Raw genomic sequence first — 21548 nt, forward strand, 5'->3', positions numbered from 1 at the left:
TCGGGCGTCGTCCACCGGCGTCGGGCAGGAGGCTGGAGATGTCCGTCCGTCACAGGCGCACGATCGTGGGAGCCGTGGTGGCCCCTCTGCTGGTCACGCTGCTGGCCTCCGGCAGCGCAGCCGAGTCCCCCGGCGGCCCCGGCGCGGGGGACCCGTACTTCCCGCTGGCGGGGAACCGGGGCTACGACGTGAAGCACTACGACCTGACCCTCGACTACACCCCACCCCGGGCGGGGGCCCCGCGGCTGCGGGGGCGGCTCGACGCCGTGGCCAGGATCAGGATGGTGCCGAGCGAACGCCTGGGCCGGTTCAACCTCGACCTGCGGGGGCTGCGGGCGACGTCGGTCGTGGTCGACGGCCGCCCGGCGCGGTTCCGCCAGGTCCGTGACCACGAGCTGGTGGTCACCCCGCGCGCCTCACTGCGCCCCTGGCAGCGGCACACGGTGGTGGTCCGGTACGGCGGCGCCACCGGCCGCCCCAAGGACGCCGAGGGCGCCCTCTACGGCTGGGTCACCACCCGCGACGGCGCGATCGTGGTCAACGAGCCGGACGGCGCCCCCACCTGGTTCCCGGTCAACGACACCCCGAAGGACAAGGCCACCTACCGCTTCGAGGTCACCGTGCCGATGGGTTTGGCCGTGGCGGCCAACGGGCTGCTGGAGAGCCGGCGCACCCGCCACGGCCGGACCACCTGGGTCTGGGACGCCCCGGACCCGATGGCCTCCTACCTCGCCACCGCCACGATCGGGGACTTCCGGATGCGCCGCTCCACCGTCGCCGGCGGACTGCCGGTGATCGACTTCCTCGACCGGGACCTCCCTGCCCGCGACCGGCGGGTCAGCCGGGCCACCCTGGCCCTGACGGGTCCGATGGTGAGGTTCTTCGAGGAGCGGTTCGGTCCCTACCCGTTCGTCGCCTACGGCGCCACGGTCGACGAGGACTCGGTCGGCTACGCGCTGGAGACCCAGACCCGCTCGGTCTTCAGCAAGGTGGCGACCGAGTCCACCGCGGCGCACGAGCTGGCCCACCAGTGGCTGGGCGACTGGGTCGGCCCGCGCCGCTGGTCCGACATCTGGCTCAACGAGGGCTGGGCGGAGTACGCGTCGTGGCTGTGGACCGAGGCCCGGGGCGGCACCACCACGCAGCAGGCGTTCGACGAGGTGCTGGCCACGCCGGCCGACGACGAGTTCTGGACCACCGTGGTCTCCGACCCGGGCCGCGACGACCTCTTCGCCGACGCGGTCTACGAGCGGGGCGCCGCCACCCTGCACGCGTTGCGCCAGCGGCTCGGCGACGAGACGTTCTTCCGCCTCGCGAAGACCTGGATCAGCACCTACGGCGGCCAGGTCGTCAAGATCGAGCAGTTCCGCCGACTGGCGGCCCGGGTCAGCGGCCAGGACCTCGAGGCGTTCTTCGACACCTGGCTGGACAACCCGGCCAAGCCGACCACCTGGTGAGGCGTCACCCGGCGAGCAGCCGCAGCGTCTCCTCGCGGGCCGGGGTCGCGGCGGCGGGAGTGCCGGCGTAGGAGCCGGCGACCGGGTGGACCATCACCTCGTCGACGCCGAACTGCGCGGCGAGGTCGGCGATCCGGCGCCTCGAGGACTCCGCGTCGCCGATCACCCAGCGGTCCATCATGCCGTCGGCGATCCGCTGCCGGCCGGCGTCGAGCTCGACCTTCTCGGCCTCCTCGACCAACGCCTGCGGGGTGAGCGTCCCGCCGGTGACGATGGCGAGCATCTGCAGCACCTGCGGCCGGGCCAGCCGGCGCGCCTCCTCCTCGGTCTGCGCGACGCAGGCATTGACGGTGAGGAAGGTGCGCGGCGTGGGGAAGCGCTCCGAGGGCTGGTAGGTCGAGCGGTAGAGCTCGAGCGCCTCGGCCGTGCCCTGCCCGGAGAAGTGGTGGGCGAAGACGTAGGGCAGCCCGCGGGAGGCGGCCAGTCGCGCGGAGTAGTCGGAGGAGCCGAGCAGCCAGATCGGCGCGACCGACGCGGCCTTGGGGGTCGCCTTGAGCGGGTGCTCACGGCCCTGGAAGGCCATCGCCGCGCCGTGCTCGGACATCAGCACGCCGATGTCGTCGACGTACCTCGGGAACTCCGCGACCGGGTCCTCGCCGTCGGCGCCCTGACGCAGCGCGTAGCGGGTGAGCTGGTCGGTGCCCGGGGCGCGGCCGATGCCGAGGTCGATCCGGTCGGGGTACGCCGCCTCGAGGAGCGCGAACTGCTCGGCGACCACCAGTGGGGAGTGGTTGGGCAGCATCACGCCGCCGCTGCCCACCCGGATCCGCTGCGTGGCGCCGGCGACCATCGCGATCAGCAGCGGCGGGTTGGTCGCCGCGACCGCCGGCATGTTGTGGTGCTCGGCCAGCCAGTAGCGGGCGTAGCCCAGCTCGTCGGCGGTCTTCGCCAAGGAGAGCGTCGCGTGGACCGCGTCCCCGGTCGTCTGGTCGGTGCGCACCGGCACCAGGTCGAGCACGGACAGGGCGGGCATGGCGGGGTCGGTCACCCCGGGTCAACCCCGTGGACCCGGGGTGTCATTCCCCCTCACTCCAGCCGTGCCGCCATCGGCAGCCGGGACCGCGTGCACAGCGCCACCAGGGCGGCGGTGAGCAGCGGGAGCAGCAGCACGACGGCGCCTATCATCAGCCAGGGGATCTCCACGAAGGGACCCACGGAGGCGTCGCCGGTGTTGCCGTAGGACCGGGTCAGCGGGAAGGCGACCGCGATCCCCGGCACCAGCCCGACCAGCGCCCCCAGCACGGCGCCGACGAACCCGACCACCAGGGCGTACGACGCCGCCACCGCCCGCCGGGTCCGGGGCGCGGCGCCCACCGCTGCCAGGGTCGCCAGGTCGGGGCGCGCGTCGCTGAGGGCCAGGAAGGTGACGGTGAGCGTGCCGCCCACCATCAGCACCCCGCCCAGCGCCGCGAGCACCCAGACCACCCAGCGCTCGACCGGGTGCGGCACGTAGCCGCGCTCCAGGTAGAAGCCGGCGTACTCGCCCGTGGCCGCGACCGCCTCGTCGAGGTCGGCTGCGGCCTCCGCCGGGATCACCACGCCGCTGACGTGCAGGGCGACGGTCGACACCTCCATCCCCAGTCCGGCGGCCACCTCGGTGGGCAGCACGGCCGGGACCGGGAAGCCGGGGGTCTCCACCTGGACGAAGGTGGCGGGCAGCGTCTGGGGGCCGAAGATCGTCGTCTGCTCCATGGCCTGGTCGTCCCACATGGTGCCCTTGACCCGCACCTGGTCGGCCTCGACCGGGTCGGTGGTGAAGACGACCACCCGGCCCTCGGCGAGCGCCCGGTCGCCGCGCTCACGCTCGGCGTCGCTGAGGTCGCGCAGCACTGCAGGCAGCTCGTCGGCGACCAGGCCTGACGTGCCCAGGTTCCCGCCCACCCACTCCAGGAACCAGTCCGATCCGCGCTCCCCGGGCAGCCGGTACCCGACCTCGACGTAGCCCTCCGCCAGCTCGGGCACCCCGACCACCGGGCTCACCGTCGCCTCCGGCAGCTCGCGGCGCACCACCTGCTCGAGCTGCTGCCACTGGGCGGGCGGCGACCCACCGGCCCTGACGATCCCGTCGCCGTGCGGCAGCTGCGGAGCGTAGGTCGCCTCGTTCTCGCGGGCGTCGCTGCTGGTGCTGATGCCCAGGGCCACCACGCCGCAGACGGTGGCGGCGACTGCCGCCACCGCGGGCACGGTCCTGGTGCGGTGGCGCACCGCGTCGCGCACGGCGTACCGCAGGGGCAGGGGCAGCCGCCCGCCCACCCGGGAGAGCAGACCGAGGACCACCGGCACGATCAGCACCATGCCGAGGACCGACACGATGGCCGACCCGGCGATGAAGGTCTCGCCGCCGGACTCCTTCCGGGCCCCGACCACGGCGCCGGCGACACCTGCGCCCAGCAGCACCACGCCGAGCAGGGGCGAGCGCGTCGAGGGGGCGGCGTCGCCACGCCGGCCGGCGAGCACCGCCACCACGTCGGTCCGCGAGGCCAGCCAGGCCGGTGCCGCGGCGGCGAGCAGCGCCGCCAGCAGGCCGCAGCCCGCGACGACCGCCACCAGCGGCCAGGGCACGTCGAAGGGGCCGAGCCAGGAGCTGCTGTAGTGCTCGACCACCGGGGCGATGCCGCGGGCCAGCGCGATCCCGCCCAGCGCCCCCGCCGCGGCCGCGAGGCCCCCGAGCACCAGGGCGACCGCCAGGATCGCGCCGCGCGCCTGGGCGGGGGTGCCGCCGACGGCGGCCATCAGGGCCAGCGTCCGCGACTGCCGGCGGGCGGTCACCGCGAAGGCCGGGCCGGCGAGCAGCACCACCTCCAGCAGCACCATCACCACGACCAGCAGCAGCACCGTCATCGCCTCGTCGCCACTGCCTCCGCGCAGCTCGGGGGCGACCGCGGAGTCCGGCGGCGGGTCGCGCAGGACGGCGCGGGAGAGGACCCTGGCGCCGTGCTCGTTGAGGGCCCGCACCTCCTCCCAGGTCACCTCACCGGCGTCGACGAGCCAGCTGACGGGAGTCCCGGTCGCGGACGGCGGCGCCTGGGGCGTGAAGAACGTCGGGAACTGCTTCGTCACCGCGTCCTCGCCGACGCCGACCACCTCGTAGGTGGTGCCGTCGGCCAGGGTGAGCGTCTCGCCGAGCCCGGGGCCACGGTCGGCCAGCGCGCGGTTGACCAGCGCCTCCCCGGCCTCGCCGGGGAACCGGCCCTCCTCGAGCGTGGCCAGGCCCTCGGTCAGCGGGTCGGCCAGGTCGAGGTAGGAGGCACCCGCTCGGACGACACCGCGGTCGGTCTCCACCCCCAGCTCGGTGCGGCGCCACTCCACCGCCCGGACGTCGCGGTCCAGCACCTGCTCCAGGGTGCCGAGGGTGAACCGCGCGTCCCGGCCGTCCCCCTCGCCGGCTCCCATGCCGCTGTCGGGATCGGGGGTCTGGGAGACCCGGGAGGAGTAGCCGTCGAACTCGACCAGTGCGTCGGCCGCGCCGAGCCGACGCTCCAGCGCCTCGGTCCCGGTCACCAGCGCGGTGGAGGTCAGCACCAGCGCCGTGGTCACCGCGAGCACGGGCAGCGCGATCAGCACCAGCACCAGGGCGCTGCGCGCCCGGGCACGGCGTACGTCGCGCCAGGCCAGCCGCAGCAGCGGCCGCCAGCCGCGCATCAGGCGCCGCCGGTCGCGGCCGGAGCCAGCAGGCCGTCGGTCGCCGGGGCACCCGACTCGTCGACCACCCTCCCGTCACGGAGGAAGACCACCCGGTCGGCCCAGGCCGCGTGCCGCGCCTCGTGGGTGACCAGCACCCCCGCGGCGCCGGCGTCGCAGCGCTCCCGCAGCAGGCGCAGGATCTCCTCCCCCGTCTCGGTGTCCAGCGCCCCGGTCGGCTCGTCGGCGAGGATCAGCCGGCGCTCCCCGACGATCGCGCGGGCGATGGCGACCCGCTGCTGCTGGCCGCCGGACATGTCGTCGGGGAAGCGGTCGGCGAGGTCGAGGACGCCCACCTCCTCCAGCGCGGTGCGCGCCTTCCGGCGGGCCTCCGCGGAGCGGATCCCGCCGAGCTCGAGCGGCAGCGCGACGTTCTCCGCCGCGCTCAGCGCCGGGATCAGGTTGAAGTCCTGGAAGACGTAGCCCACCGCCGTGCGCCGCAGCCTGGCCCGGGCGGCGAGATCGAGGCCGGCCAGGTCGACCCCGTCCACCGTCACCGTGCCGGCGGTGGGCTGGTCCAGCCCACCCGCGACCGTCAGCAGCGAGGACTTGCCGGAGCCGGAGGGCCCCATCAGCGCGACCAGCTCTCCGGGGGCGGCACGGAAGGAGACACCGCGCAGTGCGTGCACCTCGGTCGCGCCCGTGCCGTGGACGCGGGTCACCGCGTCGAGTCGCAGGATCGCTTCGTTGCTCATCGATTCCCCCGGTTCGTCGGTGTCGTGCTGGTCGTCGTGCTGGCGGACTTCCGTCGCAGGCGGGCCTCGCAGTGGTCCAGCCACCGGATCTCTGCCTCGGCGGCGAAGACCAGCGAGTCCAGGACCAGGCTCCAGGCGAGCTCCTCGGGCTCCGTCGGCTGCGCAGCCCGCCCGGTGCGCTTGAGCCGGGTGTACTCCTGGAGGGCGGTCATCGTCGCGGTGCGCTGAGCCTGGATCAGCGCCTCGACGTCCACTCCCGGCAGCGTGACCGCGATCGCCAGCTTGATCGCCAGCTCGTCGCGGGGCGGCGGCTGCTCGCGCGGCACCGGGGTCACGAACCAGCTGCTCGCCTCCGCGCGGCCGGCCTCGGTGATCTGGTAGGTGACATGACCCTCGTCGTCGGCCGCCCCGTCGCTCTCCACGAGCTGGTCGCGCTCCAGCCGGGACAACGTCGTGTACACCTGCCCGATGTTGAGCGGCCACGTCGCGCCGGTGCGCTCCTCGAACTCCGTGCGCAGCTGGTAGCCGTACTTGGGTCCCTGCTCGAGCAGCGCCAGGAGCGCCTGCTTGACCGACATCCCTCCCCCGTCCCGGCGACACCTCGGCGCCATACTCGGTATGTATACCGGGTATGCGCGTGGCCGGCAAGCGTCCCGGACCCCGTGGTTTGGTCCGGTCTTCAGCGGGCAGAAGGTCCCCGCGCTCACTAGGCTGCGAGGCGCAGCCCGGCGCCGCCAGGCAATCTGCAGAGGGAGAGACGATGTCGAACTACGGAAACCCGCCCGAGAACCCGTACGGCCAGGAGAACCCGTACGGGCAGGGCGACCCGCAGGGCGGCCAGCCCTACGGCCAGCAGCCCTACGGCGAGCAGCCCACCGCGCCGTACGGCAGCCAGCCGGCGTACGGCGGCTACGGCACCGACCCCAGCCTGCCGCAGGGGCAGTCGGACAAGGGGTTCTTCGGCAGCCTCTTCGACTTCTCCTTCACCAGCTTCATCACGCCCAAGGTGGTCAAGGTCGTCTACGCCTTGGCGGTCGGCCTGATGGTCCTCTTCTGGCTGTTCTTCGTGCTCGCGAGCTTCGTCCAGAGCGCCGGCGCCGGGCTGGCCGTGCTGATCCTCGGCCCGGTCGTCCTGGTCTTCTACCTGTGCCTGATCCGGATGACGCTGGAGTTCTACGTCGCGATCGTGCGGATGAGCGAAGACATCCACCAGCGCCTGCGCTGACGCCTCACGCCCATCCCGGTCCCGCACCTCGGCGGGCCGGGGTGGGCGATGTGCGTCACACTGGCGCCATGACCCAGGCGAGCACCATCGCGAAGACCACCCTGATCACCGGCGCCAGCAGCGGGCTGGGCGCCGAGATGGCCCGCCAGCTCGCCGCCCTCGGGCACCCGCTCGCCCTCGGCGCCCGGCGCACCGAGCGGCTCGAGGAGCTGCGCACCGAGATCCAGGCCGCCCACCCCGGCCACCCGGTCCACCTGCGCGCCCTCGACGTCAACGACCACGACCAGGTCTTCGAGGTGGTCCGCGGGTTCCGCGACGACTTCGCCGCCGACGGGCGCACCCTGGACCGGGTGGTGGTCAACGCCGGCATCGGCAAGGGCGCCCCGTTGGGCACCGGGCGGTTCGACGCCAACCGGGAGACCGCGATGACCAACTTCGTCGGCGCGCTGGCCCAGGTCGAGGCGGCGATGGAGGTCTTCCGCGCCCAGGGCAGCGGCCACCTGGTGATCGTCTCCAGCGTCTCGGCGGTGCGCGGGATGCCGAAGTCGATGACGACGTACGCCGCCAGCAAGGCCGCCGTCGCCCACCTGGCCGAGGGGCTTCGCGCCGAGCTGCACGGCAGCCCGATCAAGTTCTCGGTCATCTACCCCGGCTACATCGCCTCGGAGATGAACCCCACCGGCCCGGGCACCACCCCGCCCCCGCTGATGGTCTCCACCGAGCGTGGGGTGCGCTCGATGGTCGCCGCGATCGAGGCCGAGCGCGCCTCCGCGCACGTGCCCGGCCTGCCGTGGGAGGTGCTGGCCCGGGTGATCCGGCACGCGCCGACGCCGCTGTTCCGCAGGCTGGTCTGAGCGGACGGGGCCGGGCAGGTCAGGCCGGCAGCACCCGGCGCAGGAACTGCCGGGTCCGCTCCTCGCGCGGCGCGGTGAAGATCTCCTCGGGCGGGCCCGCCTCCAGGATCCGGCCGCCGTCGAGGAAGCAGACGCGGCTGGCCACGTCGCGGGCGAACCGCATCTCGTGGGTGGCCAGCACCAGGGTGGTGCCGGCCTCCGCGAGGGCGCGCACCGCGTCGAGCACGTCGCCGACCAGCTCGGGGTCCAGGGCGGCGGTGATCTCGTCGAGCAGGAGCAGGCTCGGCGCCGGGGCCAGGGCCCGGACCAGCGCGGCCCGCTGCTGCTGCCCGCCGGAGAGCCGGTCGGGGTGCGCGTCGGCCTTGTCGCCGAGGCCGAACCGCTCGAGCAGCTCGCGGGCCCGCTCCTCGGCCTCCCGCCGTCCCACCCCGTGCACCTTGCGGGGCGCGAGGGTGACGTTGTCGAGCACGCTCAGGTGCGGGAACAGGTTGTAGGCCTGGAAGACCATCCCCATCCGGGAGCGCACCGCCCGGCGGTCGACCCGCGGGTCCGAGATGTCCACGCCGTCGAGCTCGACCAGCCCGTCGTCGATCTCCTCGAGCAGGTTGAGGCAGCGCAGCAGCGTCGACTTGCCCGAGCCCGAGGAGCCGATCAGGCAGACCACGTCGCCGGTCGCGACGTCGAGGTCGATGTCGTGCAGCACCACCTTGTCGCCGTAGCTCTTGCGCAGCCCGCGGACCCGCAGCAGGTCGGTCATCGGGCACCCGCCCTCTCCCGTGCCGCGGTCCGCCTGGCCAGGTAGTCGGTCAGCCGGGCCAGCGGGATGGTGATCGCGACGAAGAAGAGCGCCACCACCACCAGCGGGGTGTCGTTGAAGTTGTAGTTGCCGTAGTCGCGGGCCGCGAAGACGGCGTCGAAGATGCCGACCGTGGAGACCAGCGCGGTGTCCTTCTGCAGCGAGACGAAGTCGTTGAGCAGCGGCGGCACCACCCGGCGTACGGCCTGGGGCACCACGACGTGCCGCATGGTCTGGAAGCGGGTGAGCCCCAGCGTCTCCGCGCTGGCCAGCTGGGAGGGGTGCACCGACTCGATGCCCGCCCGGAAGACCTCGCCGACGTAGGCGCCGTAGGAGAGCACCAGCGCCACCAGCGCCCAGAAGAACCGGTCGTTGGTCACCCCCTGCAGCTGCAGCGCCGGCATCCCGAAGGCGAGCAGCACCACCAGCAGGATCGTCGGGATCCCCCGGAACAGGTCGGTGTAGAGGGTGGCCAGCAGCCGCAGCGGGGTCAGCCACGGCACCCGGGCCTGGCGCGCCAGGGCCAGGCCCAGGCCGAGCACCAGGATCAGCGGCTCCGCGATCAGGAACATCTTCACGTTGAGCCAGAAGCCGGCCCAGATCGCCGGGAACGACTCCCGGGCGGCCTCGGGGTCGAAGAAGTAGTCCTGGACCGTGGCCCAGCCGGGCGAGGTGACCACGCCGGCCGCCATCGCGCCGAAGACCACCACCGTCGCCAGGACGGCGACCGTCAGCGAGCGGCGGCGCAGGGAACGGCGGACCCGGCGCCGCTCGAGCTCACGCTCGCTGGGCTGCCAGGCCACCTCCGGAAGGGTCACGGGCGTGAGGTCACTTGAGCTCGGGCACGCCGACGGTCTCCGAGAGCCACTCCTCCTCGAGCGAGGCCAGGGTGCCGTCCTCCTCCATCTGCTCCAGCGCGGCGTCGACGCAGGCGGTCATCGGGCTGCCCTTCTCCAGCAGCAGGCCGAACTCCTCCTGGTCGCCGGTCTCGGGCTGGAACTGGCCGACGATGGAGCCCTTCGGGATCTCCACCGCGGTGATGTAGAAGGCGGTCGGCAGGTCGGCCAGGATCGCGTCGACCTGGTCGTTCATCAGGGCCTGCTTGGCGGCGTTGGTGTCCTCGAAGACCGAGACCTCGGCGTCGGGCTGGATCACGTCGCGGATCGCGGTCAGCGAGGTGGTGCCGGTCTGGGCGCCGAGCCGCAGGTCGGCCAGCTCCTCGACCGAGGTGGCGTCGGCGGCCGGGCTGCCGTCGAGGGCGATGACGGCCTGGGCGGCGGAGTAGTAGCCGCGGGAGAAGTCGACCCGCTCGGCGCGCTCGGGGGTGATCGAGATCTGGTTGATGTCGAAGTCGAACTCCTTGGGCCCGGGCTTGTAGGAGGTGTTGAAGGGCACCGTCAGCCAGGTGACCTCGTCCTCGGAGAAGCCCAGGCGGTCCGCGACCTCGTAGGCCACCGCCGACTCGAAGCCCTCACCGGTGGCGGGGTCGTTGTCGGTGAACCACGGCTCGTAGGCCGGGGAGTCGGTGGCGATGGTCAGGGTGCCCTCGGTGCGCACGGCGTCGGCGGCGCACTCGGCGGGGTCGACGGCGGCGGCCGAGGACTCCGGGCCGGCCTCGGCGGCGGTGTCGTCCGAGTCCTCGGTGGGGGCGCAGGCGGCGCCGACGAGCAGCAGCGGGGCGGCCGCCAGGGCGCCGATACGGCGTACGGCGGGACGGGAGAGACGGAGGGAACGGCGCGGGTGCATGAGCGAATCGTAGGCGCTCGGCTCAGGCTGCGACGGTGGTGCTCACCCACGCGCGGGCGACCGGGTCGGCCCACCGGCGGGCGGCCCGGCGCCAGCGCAGCGCCGACCAGCCCAGCATCGGCAGCGCCACCACCACGCTGACCCAGCCCGGGGCCGTCCAGGAGAGGGTGGAGAAGACCATGGCGGTGATCGTGGTGCTGGTCGCCAGGCGGGCGGAGTAGCCCACCATCACCGCCGGCGGAGCCGGGGTGGCTCGCGCCGAGCGCAGGTCGACCGAGAACGGCCGCCGGATCGACCAGGTCATCGCCACCGCCACCACCTGCCCGGTCACCACCAGCAGGGCGCAGAGCAGCGCGACCGCCTCCGCGCCGGTGGGGCGGCCGGCGCGGAGCGAGGCCAGCACCACGGTGAGCAGCGCCGCGCACAGCAGCCACTCGGTCATCACCCAGCTGCGGGCCCGGAAGACCAGCGCGGGGTCCACCGGGAGGCTCTCGCGCCACAGGCCCCCGCGGCCGTCGAGCGCCCAGGCATTGACCCCGAAGAGCAGCACCCCGCCGCTGACCACCAGCCCCGGGAGGATCACCACCACGTCCCAGGAGAGCGCCCCGGCGAGCGCGACCAGCCCGGGTCCGAGGGCCAGCACCCAGAGGCCGCGGCGCATCGGGACCGCCCGCCACACCGAGGCGCGGTCGAGCCGCACCAGCATCGCCAGCTCCGAGCGCGGGGTCGGCCGGGCCGGATAGGTGGCGCTCTCGACCCGCTGCTCGTCGCGGGCCAGCCGGCGGGCCGCCGCGTGCGCCGGCACCGCCCCGAGGACCACCGCCGCCACGATCGCGGCCGCCTCGAACGCGACCGCCGCGACCCAGGTGCCCGACCAGCCGCTCACGCCGGCCACGACCAGGTCCAGCGTCGGCAGGGCGTCCAGCACCGGCAGCCAGCGCCCGGACAGCTGCAGCCACAGCGCCACGCCCGCGCCGCCGACGCCCAGCAGACGGACGAGGTGGATCCCGTGGCGACCGCGCCGCAGCGCCTCGACCCACCAGGCGAGCACCTGCGCGAGCGCGGTGGCCAGGGCCAGCCAGAGCAGCAGGACCACCTGGAGGGGAAGCAGGCCGGCCGGGCCGTTGCCCCAGGCGGCCGCGCCCAGCAGGAACCACGCCTGGATCAGCCAGGCGATGTTGAGGGGCGCCTGGAGCAGCGCCCCGAGGTGGTCGGTGGTGGGGCTGACCGGGAAGGCGACGGCCTGGGCGTGCGGCAGCAGCTCGCGCCCGCCGCCCGAGGCGACCGCGGAGACCACGGCCAGGCCCAGGAAGCCGGCCATGAAGGTGGGCAGCAGGATCAGCACGTCGAGGCTGCGCCCCGACTCCTCCCCCGCGCCGGGGGCCAGGGCGGGGGCGACGAGGGCCACCGCGGTGATCCCCAGCAGCACCCCCCAGCCGATCCGGGCCGCCCGGGGGCGGCGTACGGCGGCGGCCCGGAAGCGGACCAGGTGGGCGGTGTCGGCCAGGGGCCGGAGCACGCGCATCTCCCAGGCGCCGGGCGCGGGCGCCGGCTCAGTCGAGGAGAGCGCGGTAGGCATCGGCGCCGACCTCCCCGAGCAGCTCGCCGGCGTCCAGGGTGGCCACCCGCTCACCGCCGCGCAGCACCAGCGCGGAGGTGCAGACCTCGACGGCCAGCTCGCGCAGGTGGGTGGAGAGGAGCACGCTGGCCCCCCGGGCCCGCGCGTCGGCGACCACGTCGAAGGTCGCCTCCACGCCCAGCGGGTCGACCCCGTCGAAGGGCTCGTCGAGGAGCAGCACGTCGGGGCGGTGGAACGCGGCCAGCACGACCGAGAGGCGCCGTCCCATGCCGTGGGAGAAGCCGGCTGTCACCCGGTGGGCGACGTCGCCGAGCTCGAAGCGCTCGAGCAGGTCGCGCGCCCGCGGCTCCCAGTCGGGCAGCCGCCGCAGCCGGGCGGCGAGCTGGAGGTGCTCCCAGGGGGTGGCCCGGGGCACCAGGCCGCCCACGTCGGGGCAGTAGCCGACGGCGCGCTTGACCGCCAGCGGGTCGCGGGCCACGTCGTGGCCGGCCACCACCACCCGGCCGGAGGTCGGGGGGACGACCCCGGCGAGGACCCGCATGGTGGTCGACTTGCCGGCGCCGTTGCGGCCCAGCAGGGCGGTGGACTGGCCGGCCAGGGCGGTGAAGGAGACGCCGGCGACCGCCTCCACCTCGCCGAAGCGGACGTGCAGGTCCTCGACCGCGACGGCGGCAGGCTGGGGGACGGCGTCGGTCATTCGCCGATTCTCACCGACCGCAGCCTCCGGCGGGGCAGAACCGGGGACATGGGTGGAGACCCCCACCCACGCCAGTGAGGGGAAGCAGGAGCACCACCTCCGGTCCGGAAATGGTGCTCCCGCTTCCCCTCGGCGCGGGTCAGGCGCGGGTCAGGCGGGGAAGGACTCGCCCTTCTCCGCCATCTCGCGCAGCCGCGAGGTCGGCGCGAAGCGCTCGCCGTACGCCGCCGCGAGCTCGTCGGCGCGAGCCACGAACGCCTTCAGGCCCACGGAGCCGTCGGCAGCCTCGTAGCCGGTCATGAACTGCGCCGCCCCACCGGTGCGGGCGGGGAAGCCGATGCCCATGATCGAGCCGATGTTGGCCGCGGCGGCAGAGGTGATGACGTCCTCCTCGAAGCAGCGGGCGGTCTCCAGCGCCTCGATGAAGAGCATCCGGTCCTGCACGTCGCGGAACGGGATCTGCTCCTGCGCGGGCGGGAAGGTCTCGGCCAGGCCGGACCAGAGGCCGGCGCGCCGGCCGTCGGCGTACTCGTAGAAGCCGGCGCCCTTGAGCTTGGAGGAGCGGCCGAGCTCCAGCATCTTCTCCACCACCTGGGTCGACGGGTCGGCGGCGACGTCCTTGCCCTCGGCCTTCCAGGCGGCCTCGTTGGCGATCCGGATCTTCTTCATCAGCTCGAGGTTGAGCTCGTCGCTGATCTGCAGCGGCCCGACCGGGAAGCCCGCCTGGGTGGCGGCCCGCTCCAGCGTCATCGGACGGACGCCCTCGCCGAGCATCCGCAGCCCCTCGTTGATCTGGGTGCCGATCACCCGCGAGGTGTAGAAGCCGCGGCTGTCGTTGACCACGATCGGGGTCTTGCGGATCTGCTGCACCACGTCGTAGGCCTTGGCCAGCGTGGCGTCCGAGGTCTCACGACCGCGGATGATCTCCACCAGCGGCATCTTGTCGACCGGGGAGAAGAAGTGCAGGCCGATGAAGTCGGCCGGCCGGTCGACGCCCTCGGCGAGCTCGGTGATCGGCAGGGTGGAGGTGTTGGAGCACAGCAGCGCGTCGGGGTTGACGTACGGCGCCACCTCGGCGAAGACCTTCGCCTTGAGCGAGGCGTCCTCGAAGACCGCCTCGATCACCAGGTCGCAGCCGGCCAGGTCGGCCGGGTCGGCGGTCGGGGTGATCCGGCCGAGCAGCTCGTCGGACTTCGCACTCGTGAGCTTGCCGCGCGAGACGGCCTTGGCGTTGAGCTTCTCGCTGTAGGCCTTGCCCTTCTCGGCGTTCGCCTGCTCGACGTCCTTGAGCACCACCTGCATGCCGGCGCGGGCGCAGACGTAGGCGATGCCGGCGCCCATCATCCCGGCGCCCAGGACGCCGACCTTGGTGGCCTTGAACTTCTCGATGCCCTGCGGTCGCAGCGACCCGGAGTTGATCGCCTGCAGGTCGAAGAAGAACGCCTGGATCATGTTCTTGGAGTTCTGACCGGTGATCAGGCTGGTGATGTAGCGCGACTCGATCCGCGAGGCGGTCTCGAAGTCGCTGGTCGCACCCTCGACCGCGGCGGCCAGGATCGCCTTCTGGGCCGGGTAGTCCGCACCCTTGAGCTGCTTGCGCAGCAGCGCCGGGAAGGCCGGCAGGAAGGCCGCCATCGCGGGCGACTTGGGGTTGCCGCCGGGCATCTTGTAGCCGGGGCGGTCCCACGGCTGCTTCGCCGCGGACTCGTCGTCCTTGACCGAGGCCAGCCAGGCGCGCGCCGCGGGGAGCAGCTCGTCCTGGGTGGCCACCAGCTCGTCGACGAGGCCCTTGGCCTGGGCGTCGGCCGGCTTGAACTGGGTGCCCTGGAGCAGCACGTCCATCAGGGCGGTCTGCAGGCCGAGCATCCGCACGGTGCGGGTGACCCCGCCGCCGCCCGGGAGCAGGCCCAGGGTCGCCTCGGGCAGGCCGATCTTGATCCGGCTGTCGTCGACGGCGATCCGCCTGTTGGTGGCCAGCGCGATCTCCAGGCCGCCACCGAGGGCGGCGCCGTTGATCGCGGCGACCACGGGACGGGGGAAGGTCTCCAGGCGGCGCAGGGTGGCCTTCATCGCCTCGACCTCGGCGAAGATCCGCTCGGCGTCGTCCTTGGTCGCCTGGCTCATCATCTTGAGGTTGCCGCCGGCGAAGAAGGTCTTCTTCGCGCTGGTGACGATCACGCCGGTGACGGAGTCCACCTCGTCGTGCAGACGGCTGACGGCCGCCTCCATCGAGCGCTGGTAGAGCTCGTTCATGGTGTTGGCGCTGGACGTCGGGTCGTCCATCGTCAGGGTGACGACGCCGTCGGCGTCCTTGTCGTAGCGCACGGCGCTCTGGTCTGTCTGGGTGCTGCTCATGTCAGTCGTGGTTCCTTCGCGGAGGGTGAAAGAGAGGGGGAGGTCAGACCAGCTCGACGATGGTGGCGATGCCCATGCCGCCGCCGACGCAGAGCGTGGCCAGGCCGCGGCGCTGACCACGGCGCTCCAGCTCGTCGATCAGGGTGCCGAGGATCATCGCGCCGGTGGCGCCGAGCGGGTGGCCCATCGCGATGGCGCCGCCGTTGACGTTGGTGATCTCGTCGTCGATCCCCATGTCGCGCATGAAGCGCATGGCGACGGCGGCGAACGCCTCGTTGATCTCGAAGAGGTCGATGTCGGAGACCTCCAGGCCGGCCTTGGCCAGCGCCTTGCGGGCGGCGGGCGCCGGTCCGGTCAGCATGATCACCGGGTCTGCGCCGGAGACGGCGGTGGCGATGATCCGGGCCCGCGGGGTGAGTCCGAGGTCGGTGCCCACCTGCTCGGAGCCGATCGCCATCAGCGCGGCGCCGTCGACGATGCCCGAGGAGTTGCCCGCGTGGTGCACGTGGTCGATCCGCTCCAGCCAGTGGTACTTCTCCAGCGCGACCTCGTCGAAGCCGGCGTCGGCGCCGATCTGGGCGAAGGACGGCTTGAGCGCGGCCAGGCTCTCCTGGGTGGTGCCGGGACGGATGGTCTCGTCGCGGTCGAGCACCACGAGGCCGTTGATGTCGCGCACCGGCACCACGGCACCGTCGAAGTAGCCGTTGGCCCACGCCTTGGCGGCCCGCGCGTGCGACTGCGCCGCGTAGGTGTCGACGTCCTCGCGGTTCCAGCCCTCGACGGTCGCGATCAGGTCGGCGCCGATGCCCTGGGGCACGAAGCCGGTCTTGAGCGCGGTGGCCGGGTCCTGCGCCCAGGCGCCGCCGTCGGAGCCCATCGGCACCCGGCTCATCGACTCCACGCCGCCGGCGAGGATCAGGTCCTCGAAGCCGCCGCGGACCCGGGAGGCGGCCTGGTTGACGGCCTCGAGGCCGGAGGCGCAGAAGCGGTTGAGCTGCACGCCCGCCACGGTGTCGGGGTAGCCGGCGGCGATGGCCGCGGTCTTGGCGATGTCGGCACCCTGCTCGCCGACCGGCGAGACGACGCCGAGCACGACGTCGTCGACGCGCGCCGGGTCGAGGCCGGGGTTGCGCTCGCGCACCGCGTCGAGCAGCCCGACGGCGAGGTCGATGGGCTTGACCTCGTGGAGCGTGCCGTTGGCCTTGCCCTTGCCGCGCGGGGTGCGGATGTGGTCGTACACGAATGCTTCTGCCATGACCGTCCTTGCTGGTGCCTGTGGTGCCCCGGCGCGACGCGAGGCGCGCCGCCGGTGGCTGGGTGTCCCATGATTGTGACACTCTTACTGTCACAATCGTCAAGGGATCATGGGATCCGGGTCGCGTGTGATCCGGGGCACAGTCCGCAGTGCCGAGCGAGAGGAAGGGGGTGGACCGGTGTCCGAGCGTGCCGAGGGCCTGCTGACCCTGGAGGAGCTGACCTCACGGGTGGGGATGAGCGTGCGCAACGTGCGCTTCTACACCTCCCGCGGCCTGGTGCCGCCGCCGATCCGCCGGGGCCGCTCGGGGTTCTACACCGCCGACCACGTGGCCCGCCTCGAGCTGGTCCAGGAGCTGCAGAGCCACGGGCTCACGCTGTCGGCGATCGAGCGCTACGTCGCCTCGATCCCCGAGAGCGCCACCGCCGAGGACGTCGCCCTGCACCGGACGATGCTGGCCCCCTGGATGGCCGAGCACCCGGTCCGGATGACCCGGGCCGAGCTGGAGGGCCGCGCCGGCCGCGCGCTGAGCGAGGAGGACCTGCTGACGCTGCAGGCGCTGGACATCGTGCTGCCCGGCCCGGACGGCGACCACACCGTCGCGGTCTCGCAGCTCTCCGTCGGCCTGGGACTGCTCGAGCTCGGCTACCCGGTGGAGGCGGCCAAGGCCGCCACCGCCCTCTACGCCCGGCACGGCCGGGAGCTCGCCGAGGAGCTCTACGAGCTCTTCCGCACCATGGTCTGGCCCAAGTACAAGGAGTCCGGGATGACCCCGGAGCGGCTCCAGGAGGTGGTCGAGCGACTCAAGCCGCTCTCGGTCACCGCGCTCGTCTCCGCCTACGAGGCGGCGATGGACGAGGCCAAGCGCGAGGGCATCCGGCGGCGCACCGGCTGAGCCGACCGGCTCACTCCTCCTCGCCCGAGGTGATCCGGGCCAGGTGCGAGACCATCGCCGCCGGGTCGGAGCCGGCGAGGAGCTCGCGCTGACGGGCCGAGCCGGTGCCGTGCGCGAAGACCCGCTCGACGCCGGCGTGCACGGCCTCCCGGTCGCCGTAGGTGCCCAGCGCGTCGTCCACGTGCTCGAGCAGCCCGTCGATCACCTCGCGCGCGGCCCGCGGGACGCAGGACGTCGGGCAGACCAGGTTGCCGGTCAGGCCGTAGCGACCGGCCTGCCAGGTCGCGAGCCGCAGCACCGGCACCTCCGCGGTCGGCACCGGTCGCCCCTCGCGCCACTCCCGGGAGGCGGTCTCCACCAGCGCGCGGCTGAGCGCGGCCACCAGCACGGTGTCGCGCACGTCGAGGCAGACGTCGGCCGCCCGCACCTCGACGGTCGGGTGCTGCGCCGAGACCCGGGCGTCGGAGTAGACCATCCCCTCGTCGAGCAGCACCTCGGTCGCGAGCATGGCGTCGACGTGCGCCCGGTAGGCCTTGCCCGACCCGAAGACCGGCGTGGGGCCGCTGCTCGGCCACCGGATCATCATCTGCGACCGGTAGCTCTCGTACGCCGTGTCGGCGCCGTTGACCCACGGGGAGTTGGCGCTGATCGCCAGCAGCGACGGAAGCCAGACCCGGATCCGGTCCAGGACCGCGACGCCCTCCTCGTCGTCCTCCACGTCGACGTGCACGTGGCACCCGCAGGTCAGCTGCTCGGCCATGGTCAGGCCGTAGCGGGCCGCCATCGCGTCGAACCGGGGCGTGCGCAGGTGGCCGGTGCGCCCCTCCAGCGGGGAGGTGCCGGTGGCCAGCACCCGGGCACCGACCTCCAGGGCGCTCGCCCGGGTCCGCTCGCGCCAGGCGCGCAGGGACGACTCGAGGCCCTCCAGCGTGGCCTCCGGCGGGGTGTCGGTCTCGACCTGGCTCTTCTGCAGCTCGTGGCCCAAGGACCCGCCCTCCTCGGTGGCGGGCGCGGGGTCGTTCTCCTCGCGCACGGCCGCGGCGCGCAGCACTTGGGCCGCCCGCGGGGTGGGCGCTCCCGTCGTCGGGTCGACCAGCAGCAGCTCTTCCTCGACACCCATCGCTCGCATGGGCCCCCTTACCCGGCGACACCCTGTCGAGAAACGTCCCAGGTGGGGGATTCATGGCCTGGCGGGGATCGGGCACGGGGTGGGGAACATCCGATCCTGAGGAGGAACCTCCCTGATGTGCCGCTTGCTGGGCTATGTCCGACGTACGCCGACCTCGGTCGAGGAGCTGCTGGGGCCCGACGGCCTCGAGGGGTTCACCGCCCTCACCGCGGTCCACGCCGACGGTTGGGGCATGGCCTGGCAGGACCAGGAGGGCACGACGCACTCGGCCTCCTCCCCCGGCTCCGCGGCCACCGACCCCGCGTACGCCGACCTGGTGCGCCAGCCGCTGGGCCGGGCGGGCCTCGTGCACCTGCGCTGGGCGACCGGCGGCCTCCCGGTGCGCCCGGAGAACACCCACCCGTTCGTGGAGGGCGACTACGCCTTCGCCCACAACGGGCACGTCTCCCCGATCGGCGAGCTCGAGACGCTGCTCAAGCCCGAGACCCGGGAGGCGCTGGTCGGCGACACCGACAGCGAGCGCTACTTCCGCTTCGTCAAGCAGTCCGTCGACGAGCACGGCAGCGTGGAGGCCGGCGTCCGGCACGCCCTGGGCCGGTTGCTGCGCGACTTCGCCGACTGCAGCCTCAACGCGCTGATGCTCACCGCGACCCACATGGTCGCGATCCACGTCAACAGCCGGGCCACCTCGCCGCGCGAAGGGCTGCGCGACCTCTTCGACGACGAGGACGACGTGCCGCCCCGCCACCTCACGGAGTACTTCGCGATGGACTACCGGACCGACGAGGACGGGCTCACCATCATCTCCAGCGGCCTGGACGAGCCCGGCTGGACCGCGGTGCCCGACGACATGGCGGTGATGGTCGACCTGGAGACCCTGGAGCTGACCAGGCTGGACCCGGTCGAGGCGCTCAAGGAGCAGGCGCTGGAGTGACCGGCTGCCTCAGGCGTCGTGGCGCATGTGCAGCCACGGCCGGTCCAGGTGGAAACGGCGACCGCTGATCTCGGTGGGCCGGATCTCGACCACGTTGTACTTCAGCGTGTCGACCCAGGGGCGCAGCGGCACGTTCTCGGCCCGGTGCTCCTCGTCCTCCTCGAGCTTGCGGGCCACGCCGCGCACGATCACGCTCGTGGCCTGCTGGGCGTCGTGCTCGTCGACCTCGAACGCGACGTCGGAGTTCATCACGATCCCGAGGAGCTTGCTGCCCTCCGCGGTGCGGAAGAGGAGGGTGCCGTGGTCGACGGCGTAGTTGATCGGCGCGATGTGCACCTCGTCGAGGAGGTGGAAGGCCAGCCTGCCCAGCTCGTTGCTGCGCAGGAACTCCCACGCCTCGGCCTCGTCGAGGGCACCCGGAACGAAGTCGCTGCTCATGCCACCCAACCTACTCCTGCCTAGAGTCGGCAGCATGACCTCGAGCCCAGTCCTCGTCACCGGCGCCACCGGCTTCGTCGGTCGGTGCCTGGTCCCGGCCCTGCTGGCGGAGGGGCACGACGTCCGGGCGATGACGCGGCGTCCCGACTCCTACGACGGGCCCGGCACGCCGGTGGGGGCCGACGTCACCGACCCCGCCGCGCTGGCCGCCGCGCTGGAGGGGGTGGAGGTGGCGTTCTACCTGGTCCACTCCCTGGACAGCGACGACTTCGAGGCCGAGGACGCGCGCGCGGCCCGCACCTTCGGCGAGCAGGCGGCGGCCGCCGGCGTCCGGCAGATCGTCTACCTCGGCGGCCTGGGCAGCGACGACGGCGACCTCTCCGCGCACCTGCGCAGCCGCCGCGAGGTCGAGGGCCTGCTCGCCGAGGCCGGCTGCCCGGTCACGGTGCTGCGGGCCGCCATCGTGGTCGGGCGCGGCGGGGTCTCGTGGGAGCTCACCCGTCAGCTGGTCAAGAACCTGCCGGCGATGGTGGTGCCCCGCTGGGTCTCGACCCGCACCCAACCCATCGCCCTGGACGACGTGGTCCGCTACCTGGTGGGGGTGGTGGGCGACGACCGCGCCCTGGGCCGCGTCTTCGAGGTCGGCGGCTCGGAGGTGCTCACCTACCGGCGGATGCTCGAGATCGCCGCGGAGGTGATGCACGGGGAGGCCGTCCCGATCGTCCCCGTCCCGGTCTTCACGCCCCGCCTCTCCTCCTACTGGCTCTCCTTCGTCACCGACGTCGACACCACCACCGGCCGCAACCTGATCGACTCGATGAGCACCGAGGTCGTGGTCTCCGACCACTCGATCCGCGAGCTGCTCCCCTTCGAGCCGATCGGCTACGAGGAGGCGGTACGCCGGGCGCTGGAGGAGGGCGGCCGCTAGCCCCCGCGTCAGCCGATGAGCTGCGGCAGCACCAGCAGCATGGTCAGCGACCAGGACACGTGGGTGATCGCGGGGGCCAGGATCCCGCCGGAGGCCCGCCGCTGCAGGCCGCAGAGCACCCCGAGCAGCCCGGCGGCGAAGGTGAGCATCACGTTGCCGGTGGCGGCGGTGGCCACCACGTAGGCGAGGCTGGTCCACAGCACCGGGTGCCGCGGGATGGCGGCGTAGGCGGCGCCCCGGAAGAAGAGCTCCTCGGCGATCCCGCTGACGGCGGTGATCAGCACCAGCAGCGGCACCGAGCCCTCGTCGGCGAAGTCGAGGACCGAGCCCACCTGGTCCTCCAGGAACGGGACCCGCCGCACCACCAGGGCGCCCAGGATGAAGATTCCGGCCAGCCCGAGGCCCAGCGCCAGCGGGGTGAGCACCGGGCGGGTCAGCCGGTCCCGGAAGGCGATCCGGCCCAGGTGGAGCCGGCCCGAGACGAACGAGCCGGCCGTCCAGAGCCCGGCCAGCGCGGCGAAGCCGACGTAGAAGAGGTCGTCGCCGGGCTCCAGGCGCACCGACCAGCCGAGCAGGGCGGCGCCGAGCAGCACCACCACGACCACGACGACCTGGCGGCGGCGCAGCCCGGCGGCGGTGTCGCGCTGGTCGCGCGGGACGACGTCGACCAGCGCCCGACGCAGGAACGACCGCACGCCGACCACCTGCCTCTCGCGGCCCCTGCCGCCCCAGGTCCCGACTCTACGAGGGGCACGCGCACGACGACCCCGCACGGCGCCGGAGCGCCGTACGGGGTCGTCGGGAGGTGCTGGGCAGAGCCTGGG

The 21548-nt window shown here is 73.4% G+C and carries 20 protein-coding genes; 6 read left to right on the top strand and 14 right to left on the bottom strand.

Annotated features, from left to right (window positions below; translation table 11 throughout):
* Positions 1 to 38 precede the first annotated feature (38 nt).
* Positions 39 to 1457 (top strand): M1 family metallopeptidase, encoded by a 1419-nt coding sequence (locus AC4BG9_RS10000; protein ID WP_490570947.1) that lies wholly within the window; start codon positions 39 to 41, stop codon positions 1455 to 1457.
* Between the two features lie 4 nt (positions 1458 to 1461).
* Here AC4BG9_RS10000 and AC4BG9_RS10005 read toward each other — a convergent pair whose 3' ends face one another.
* Genes AC4BG9_RS10005 through AC4BG9_RS10020 form a run of 4 tightly spaced genes read right to left on the bottom strand, consistent with a single transcriptional unit; the run spans position 1462 to position 6471 of the window.
* Positions 1462 to 2505, bottom strand: a complete 1044-nt coding sequence (locus AC4BG9_RS10005; protein WP_490570948.1) for an LLM class flavin-dependent oxidoreductase — start codon at positions 2503 to 2505, stop codon at positions 1462 to 1464.
* Between the two features lie 38 nt (positions 2506 to 2543).
* Positions 2544 to 5159 carry an ABC transporter permease gene (locus AC4BG9_RS10010; protein WP_490570949.1) on the bottom strand — a complete coding sequence of 872 codons (2616 nt, stop codon included), beginning with the start codon at positions 5157 to 5159 and terminating at the stop codon, positions 2544 to 2546.
* Positions 5159 to 5893 carry an ABC transporter ATP-binding protein gene (locus tag AC4BG9_RS10015; protein WP_490570950.1) on the bottom strand — a complete coding sequence of 245 codons (735 nt, stop codon included), beginning with the start codon at positions 5891 to 5893 and terminating at the stop codon, positions 5159 to 5161. The genes AC4BG9_RS10010 and AC4BG9_RS10015 overlap by 1 nt, the downstream gene beginning before the upstream one ends.
* Positions 5890 to 6471 (bottom strand): PadR family transcriptional regulator, encoded by a 582-nt coding sequence (locus AC4BG9_RS10020; RefSeq protein WP_490570951.1) that lies wholly within the window; start codon positions 6469 to 6471, stop codon positions 5890 to 5892. Before AC4BG9_RS10020 ends, AC4BG9_RS10015 begins: the two co-directional genes overlap by 4 nt.
* 182 nt (positions 6472 to 6653) lie before the next feature.
* Between AC4BG9_RS10020 and AC4BG9_RS10025 the strand changes: the two genes are divergently transcribed.
* Both AC4BG9_RS10025 and AC4BG9_RS10030 read left to right on the top strand, forming a co-directional pair.
* The gene (locus AC4BG9_RS10025; RefSeq protein ID WP_490570952.1) at positions 6654 to 7118 is read left to right on the top strand and encodes a DUF4282 domain-containing protein; all 465 of its coding nucleotides are present in this window, start codon (positions 6654 to 6656) and stop codon (positions 7116 to 7118) included.
* Positions 7119 to 7186: 68 nt separating this feature from the next.
* The gene (locus AC4BG9_RS10030) at positions 7187 to 7972 is read left to right on the top strand and encodes an SDR family oxidoreductase (protein WP_490570953.1); all 786 of its coding nucleotides are present in this window, start codon (positions 7187 to 7189) and stop codon (positions 7970 to 7972) included.
* 19 nt (positions 7973 to 7991) lie between these two features.
* Here AC4BG9_RS10030 and AC4BG9_RS10035 read toward each other — a convergent pair whose 3' ends face one another.
* The 7 genes from AC4BG9_RS10035 to AC4BG9_RS10065 all read right to left on the bottom strand — a co-directional run bounded on the left by AC4BG9_RS10035 (position 7992) and on the right by AC4BG9_RS10065 (position 16400).
* Positions 7992 to 8729: an amino acid ABC transporter ATP-binding protein gene (locus AC4BG9_RS10035; RefSeq protein WP_490570954.1), complete on the bottom strand. Its 738-nt coding sequence runs from the start codon at positions 8727 to 8729 to the stop codon at positions 7992 to 7994.
* Positions 8726 to 9586, bottom strand: coding sequence for an amino acid ABC transporter permease (locus AC4BG9_RS10040; RefSeq protein ID WP_490570955.1), 861 nt, complete (start codon positions 9584 to 9586; stop codon positions 8726 to 8728). Before AC4BG9_RS10040 ends, AC4BG9_RS10035 begins: the two co-directional genes overlap by 4 nt.
* Positions 9587 to 9596: 10 nt before the next feature.
* Entirely contained in the window at positions 9597 to 10514 is a 918-nt protein-coding gene (locus AC4BG9_RS10045) for an ABC transporter substrate-binding protein (protein ID WP_490570956.1), read from the bottom strand.
* A gap of 22 nt (positions 10515 to 10536) precedes the next feature.
* A complete protein-coding gene (locus AC4BG9_RS10050; RefSeq protein ID WP_490570957.1) occupies positions 10537 to 12093 on the bottom strand; it encodes a hypothetical protein in 1557 nt (518 codons plus the stop codon).
* Positions 12068 to 12790 carry an ABC transporter ATP-binding protein gene (locus AC4BG9_RS10055; protein WP_490570958.1) on the bottom strand — a complete coding sequence of 241 codons (723 nt, stop codon included), beginning with the start codon at positions 12788 to 12790 and terminating at the stop codon, positions 12068 to 12070. The genes AC4BG9_RS10050 and AC4BG9_RS10055 overlap by 26 nt, the downstream gene beginning before the upstream one ends.
* A 150-nt stretch (positions 12791 to 12940) precedes the next feature.
* Complete coding sequence (locus tag AC4BG9_RS10060; protein ID WP_490570959.1) at positions 12941 to 15145, bottom strand: 3-hydroxyacyl-CoA dehydrogenase NAD-binding domain-containing protein; 2205 nt, start codon at positions 15143 to 15145, stop codon at positions 12941 to 12943.
* A 43-nt stretch (positions 15146 to 15188) separates the two neighbouring features.
* Positions 15189 to 16400 carry an acetyl-CoA C-acetyltransferase gene (locus tag AC4BG9_RS10065; RefSeq protein WP_490570960.1) on the bottom strand — a complete coding sequence of 404 codons (1212 nt, stop codon included), beginning with the start codon at positions 16398 to 16400 and terminating at the stop codon, positions 15189 to 15191.
* Positions 16401 to 16578: 178 nt separating this feature from the next.
* Between AC4BG9_RS10065 and AC4BG9_RS10070 the strand changes: the two genes are divergently transcribed.
* Positions 16579 to 17295: a MerR family transcriptional regulator gene (locus tag AC4BG9_RS10070; RefSeq protein ID WP_490570961.1), complete on the top strand. Its 717-nt coding sequence runs from the start codon at positions 16579 to 16581 to the stop codon at positions 17293 to 17295.
* A gap of 10 nt (positions 17296 to 17305) precedes the next feature.
* Here the strand turns inward: AC4BG9_RS10070 and AC4BG9_RS10075 are convergent, their stop codons facing one another.
* Positions 17306 to 18424, bottom strand: a complete 1119-nt coding sequence (locus AC4BG9_RS10075) for a carboxylate-amine ligase (protein WP_490570962.1) — start codon at positions 18422 to 18424, stop codon at positions 17306 to 17308.
* Positions 18425 to 18539: 115 nt separating this feature from the next.
* Between AC4BG9_RS10075 and AC4BG9_RS10080 the strand changes: the two genes are divergently transcribed.
* Entirely contained in the window at positions 18540 to 19358 is an 819-nt protein-coding gene (locus tag AC4BG9_RS10080; protein ID WP_490570963.1) for a class II glutamine amidotransferase, read from the top strand.
* A 9-nt stretch (positions 19359 to 19367) separates the two neighbouring features.
* On the opposite strand, the gene AC4BG9_RS10085 is transcribed toward AC4BG9_RS10080, so the two are convergent.
* Positions 19368 to 19796, bottom strand: a complete 429-nt coding sequence (locus AC4BG9_RS10085) for a pyridoxamine 5'-phosphate oxidase family protein (RefSeq protein ID WP_490570964.1) — start codon at positions 19794 to 19796, stop codon at positions 19368 to 19370.
* Positions 19797 to 19830: 34 nt separating this feature from the next.
* Between AC4BG9_RS10085 and AC4BG9_RS10090 the strand changes: the two genes are divergently transcribed.
* The gene (locus tag AC4BG9_RS10090) at positions 19831 to 20724 is read left to right on the top strand and encodes an NAD(P)H-binding protein (RefSeq protein ID WP_490570965.1); all 894 of its coding nucleotides are present in this window, start codon (positions 19831 to 19833) and stop codon (positions 20722 to 20724) included.
* Between the two features lie 8 nt (positions 20725 to 20732).
* Here the strand turns inward: AC4BG9_RS10090 and AC4BG9_RS10095 are convergent, their stop codons facing one another.
* Entirely contained in the window at positions 20733 to 21419 is a 687-nt protein-coding gene (locus AC4BG9_RS10095) for a CPBP family glutamic-type intramembrane protease (RefSeq protein ID WP_490570966.1), read from the bottom strand.
* Positions 21420 to 21548: the final 129 nt, after the last annotated feature.

Source organism: Nocardioides sp. Z40_12 (genome assembly GCF_058215795.1).

Coding starts and splice junctions, on each gene's coding strand:
- AC4BG9_RS10030 (WP_490570953.1), top strand. CDS start 7,187: ATGACCCAGGCGAGCACCATCGCGAAGACCACCCTGATCACCGGCGCC.
- AC4BG9_RS10055 (WP_490570958.1), bottom strand. CDS start 12,790: ATGACCGACGCCGTCCCCCAGCCTGCCGCCGTCGCGGTCGAGGACCTG.
- AC4BG9_RS10060 (WP_490570959.1), bottom strand. CDS start 15,145: ATGAGCAGCACCCAGACAGACCAGAGCGCCGTGCGCTACGACAAGGAC.
- AC4BG9_RS10015 (WP_490570950.1), bottom strand. CDS start 5,893: ATGAGCAACGAAGCGATCCTGCGACTCGACGCGGTGACCCGCGTCCAC.
- AC4BG9_RS10010 (WP_490570949.1), bottom strand. CDS start 5,159: ATGCGCGGCTGGCGGCCGCTGCTGCGGCTGGCCTGGCGCGACGTACGC.
- AC4BG9_RS10000 (WP_490570947.1), top strand. CDS start 39: ATGTCCGTCCGTCACAGGCGCACGATCGTGGGAGCCGTGGTGGCCCCT.
- AC4BG9_RS10090 (WP_490570965.1), top strand. CDS start 19,831: ATGACCTCGAGCCCAGTCCTCGTCACCGGCGCCACCGGCTTCGTCGGT.
- AC4BG9_RS10075 (WP_490570962.1), bottom strand. CDS start 18,424: ATGCGAGCGATGGGTGTCGAGGAAGAGCTGCTGCTGGTCGACCCGACG.
- AC4BG9_RS10045 (WP_490570956.1), bottom strand. CDS start 10,514: ATGCACCCGCGCCGTTCCCTCCGTCTCTCCCGTCCCGCCGTACGCCGT.
- AC4BG9_RS10085 (WP_490570964.1), bottom strand. CDS start 19,796: ATGAGCAGCGACTTCGTTCCGGGTGCCCTCGACGAGGCCGAGGCGTGG.
- AC4BG9_RS10080 (WP_490570963.1), top strand. CDS start 18,540: ATGTGCCGCTTGCTGGGCTATGTCCGACGTACGCCGACCTCGGTCGAG.
- AC4BG9_RS10020 (WP_490570951.1), bottom strand. CDS start 6,471: ATGTCGGTCAAGCAGGCGCTCCTGGCGCTGCTCGAGCAGGGACCCAAG.
- AC4BG9_RS10025 (WP_490570952.1), top strand. CDS start 6,654: ATGTCGAACTACGGAAACCCGCCCGAGAACCCGTACGGCCAGGAGAAC.
- AC4BG9_RS10050 (WP_490570957.1), bottom strand. CDS start 12,093: ATGCCTACCGCGCTCTCCTCGACTGAGCCGGCGCCCGCGCCCGGCGCC.
- AC4BG9_RS10035 (WP_490570954.1), bottom strand. CDS start 8,729: ATGACCGACCTGCTGCGGGTCCGCGGGCTGCGCAAGAGCTACGGCGAC.
- AC4BG9_RS10065 (WP_490570960.1), bottom strand. CDS start 16,400: ATGGCAGAAGCATTCGTGTACGACCACATCCGCACCCCGCGCGGCAAG.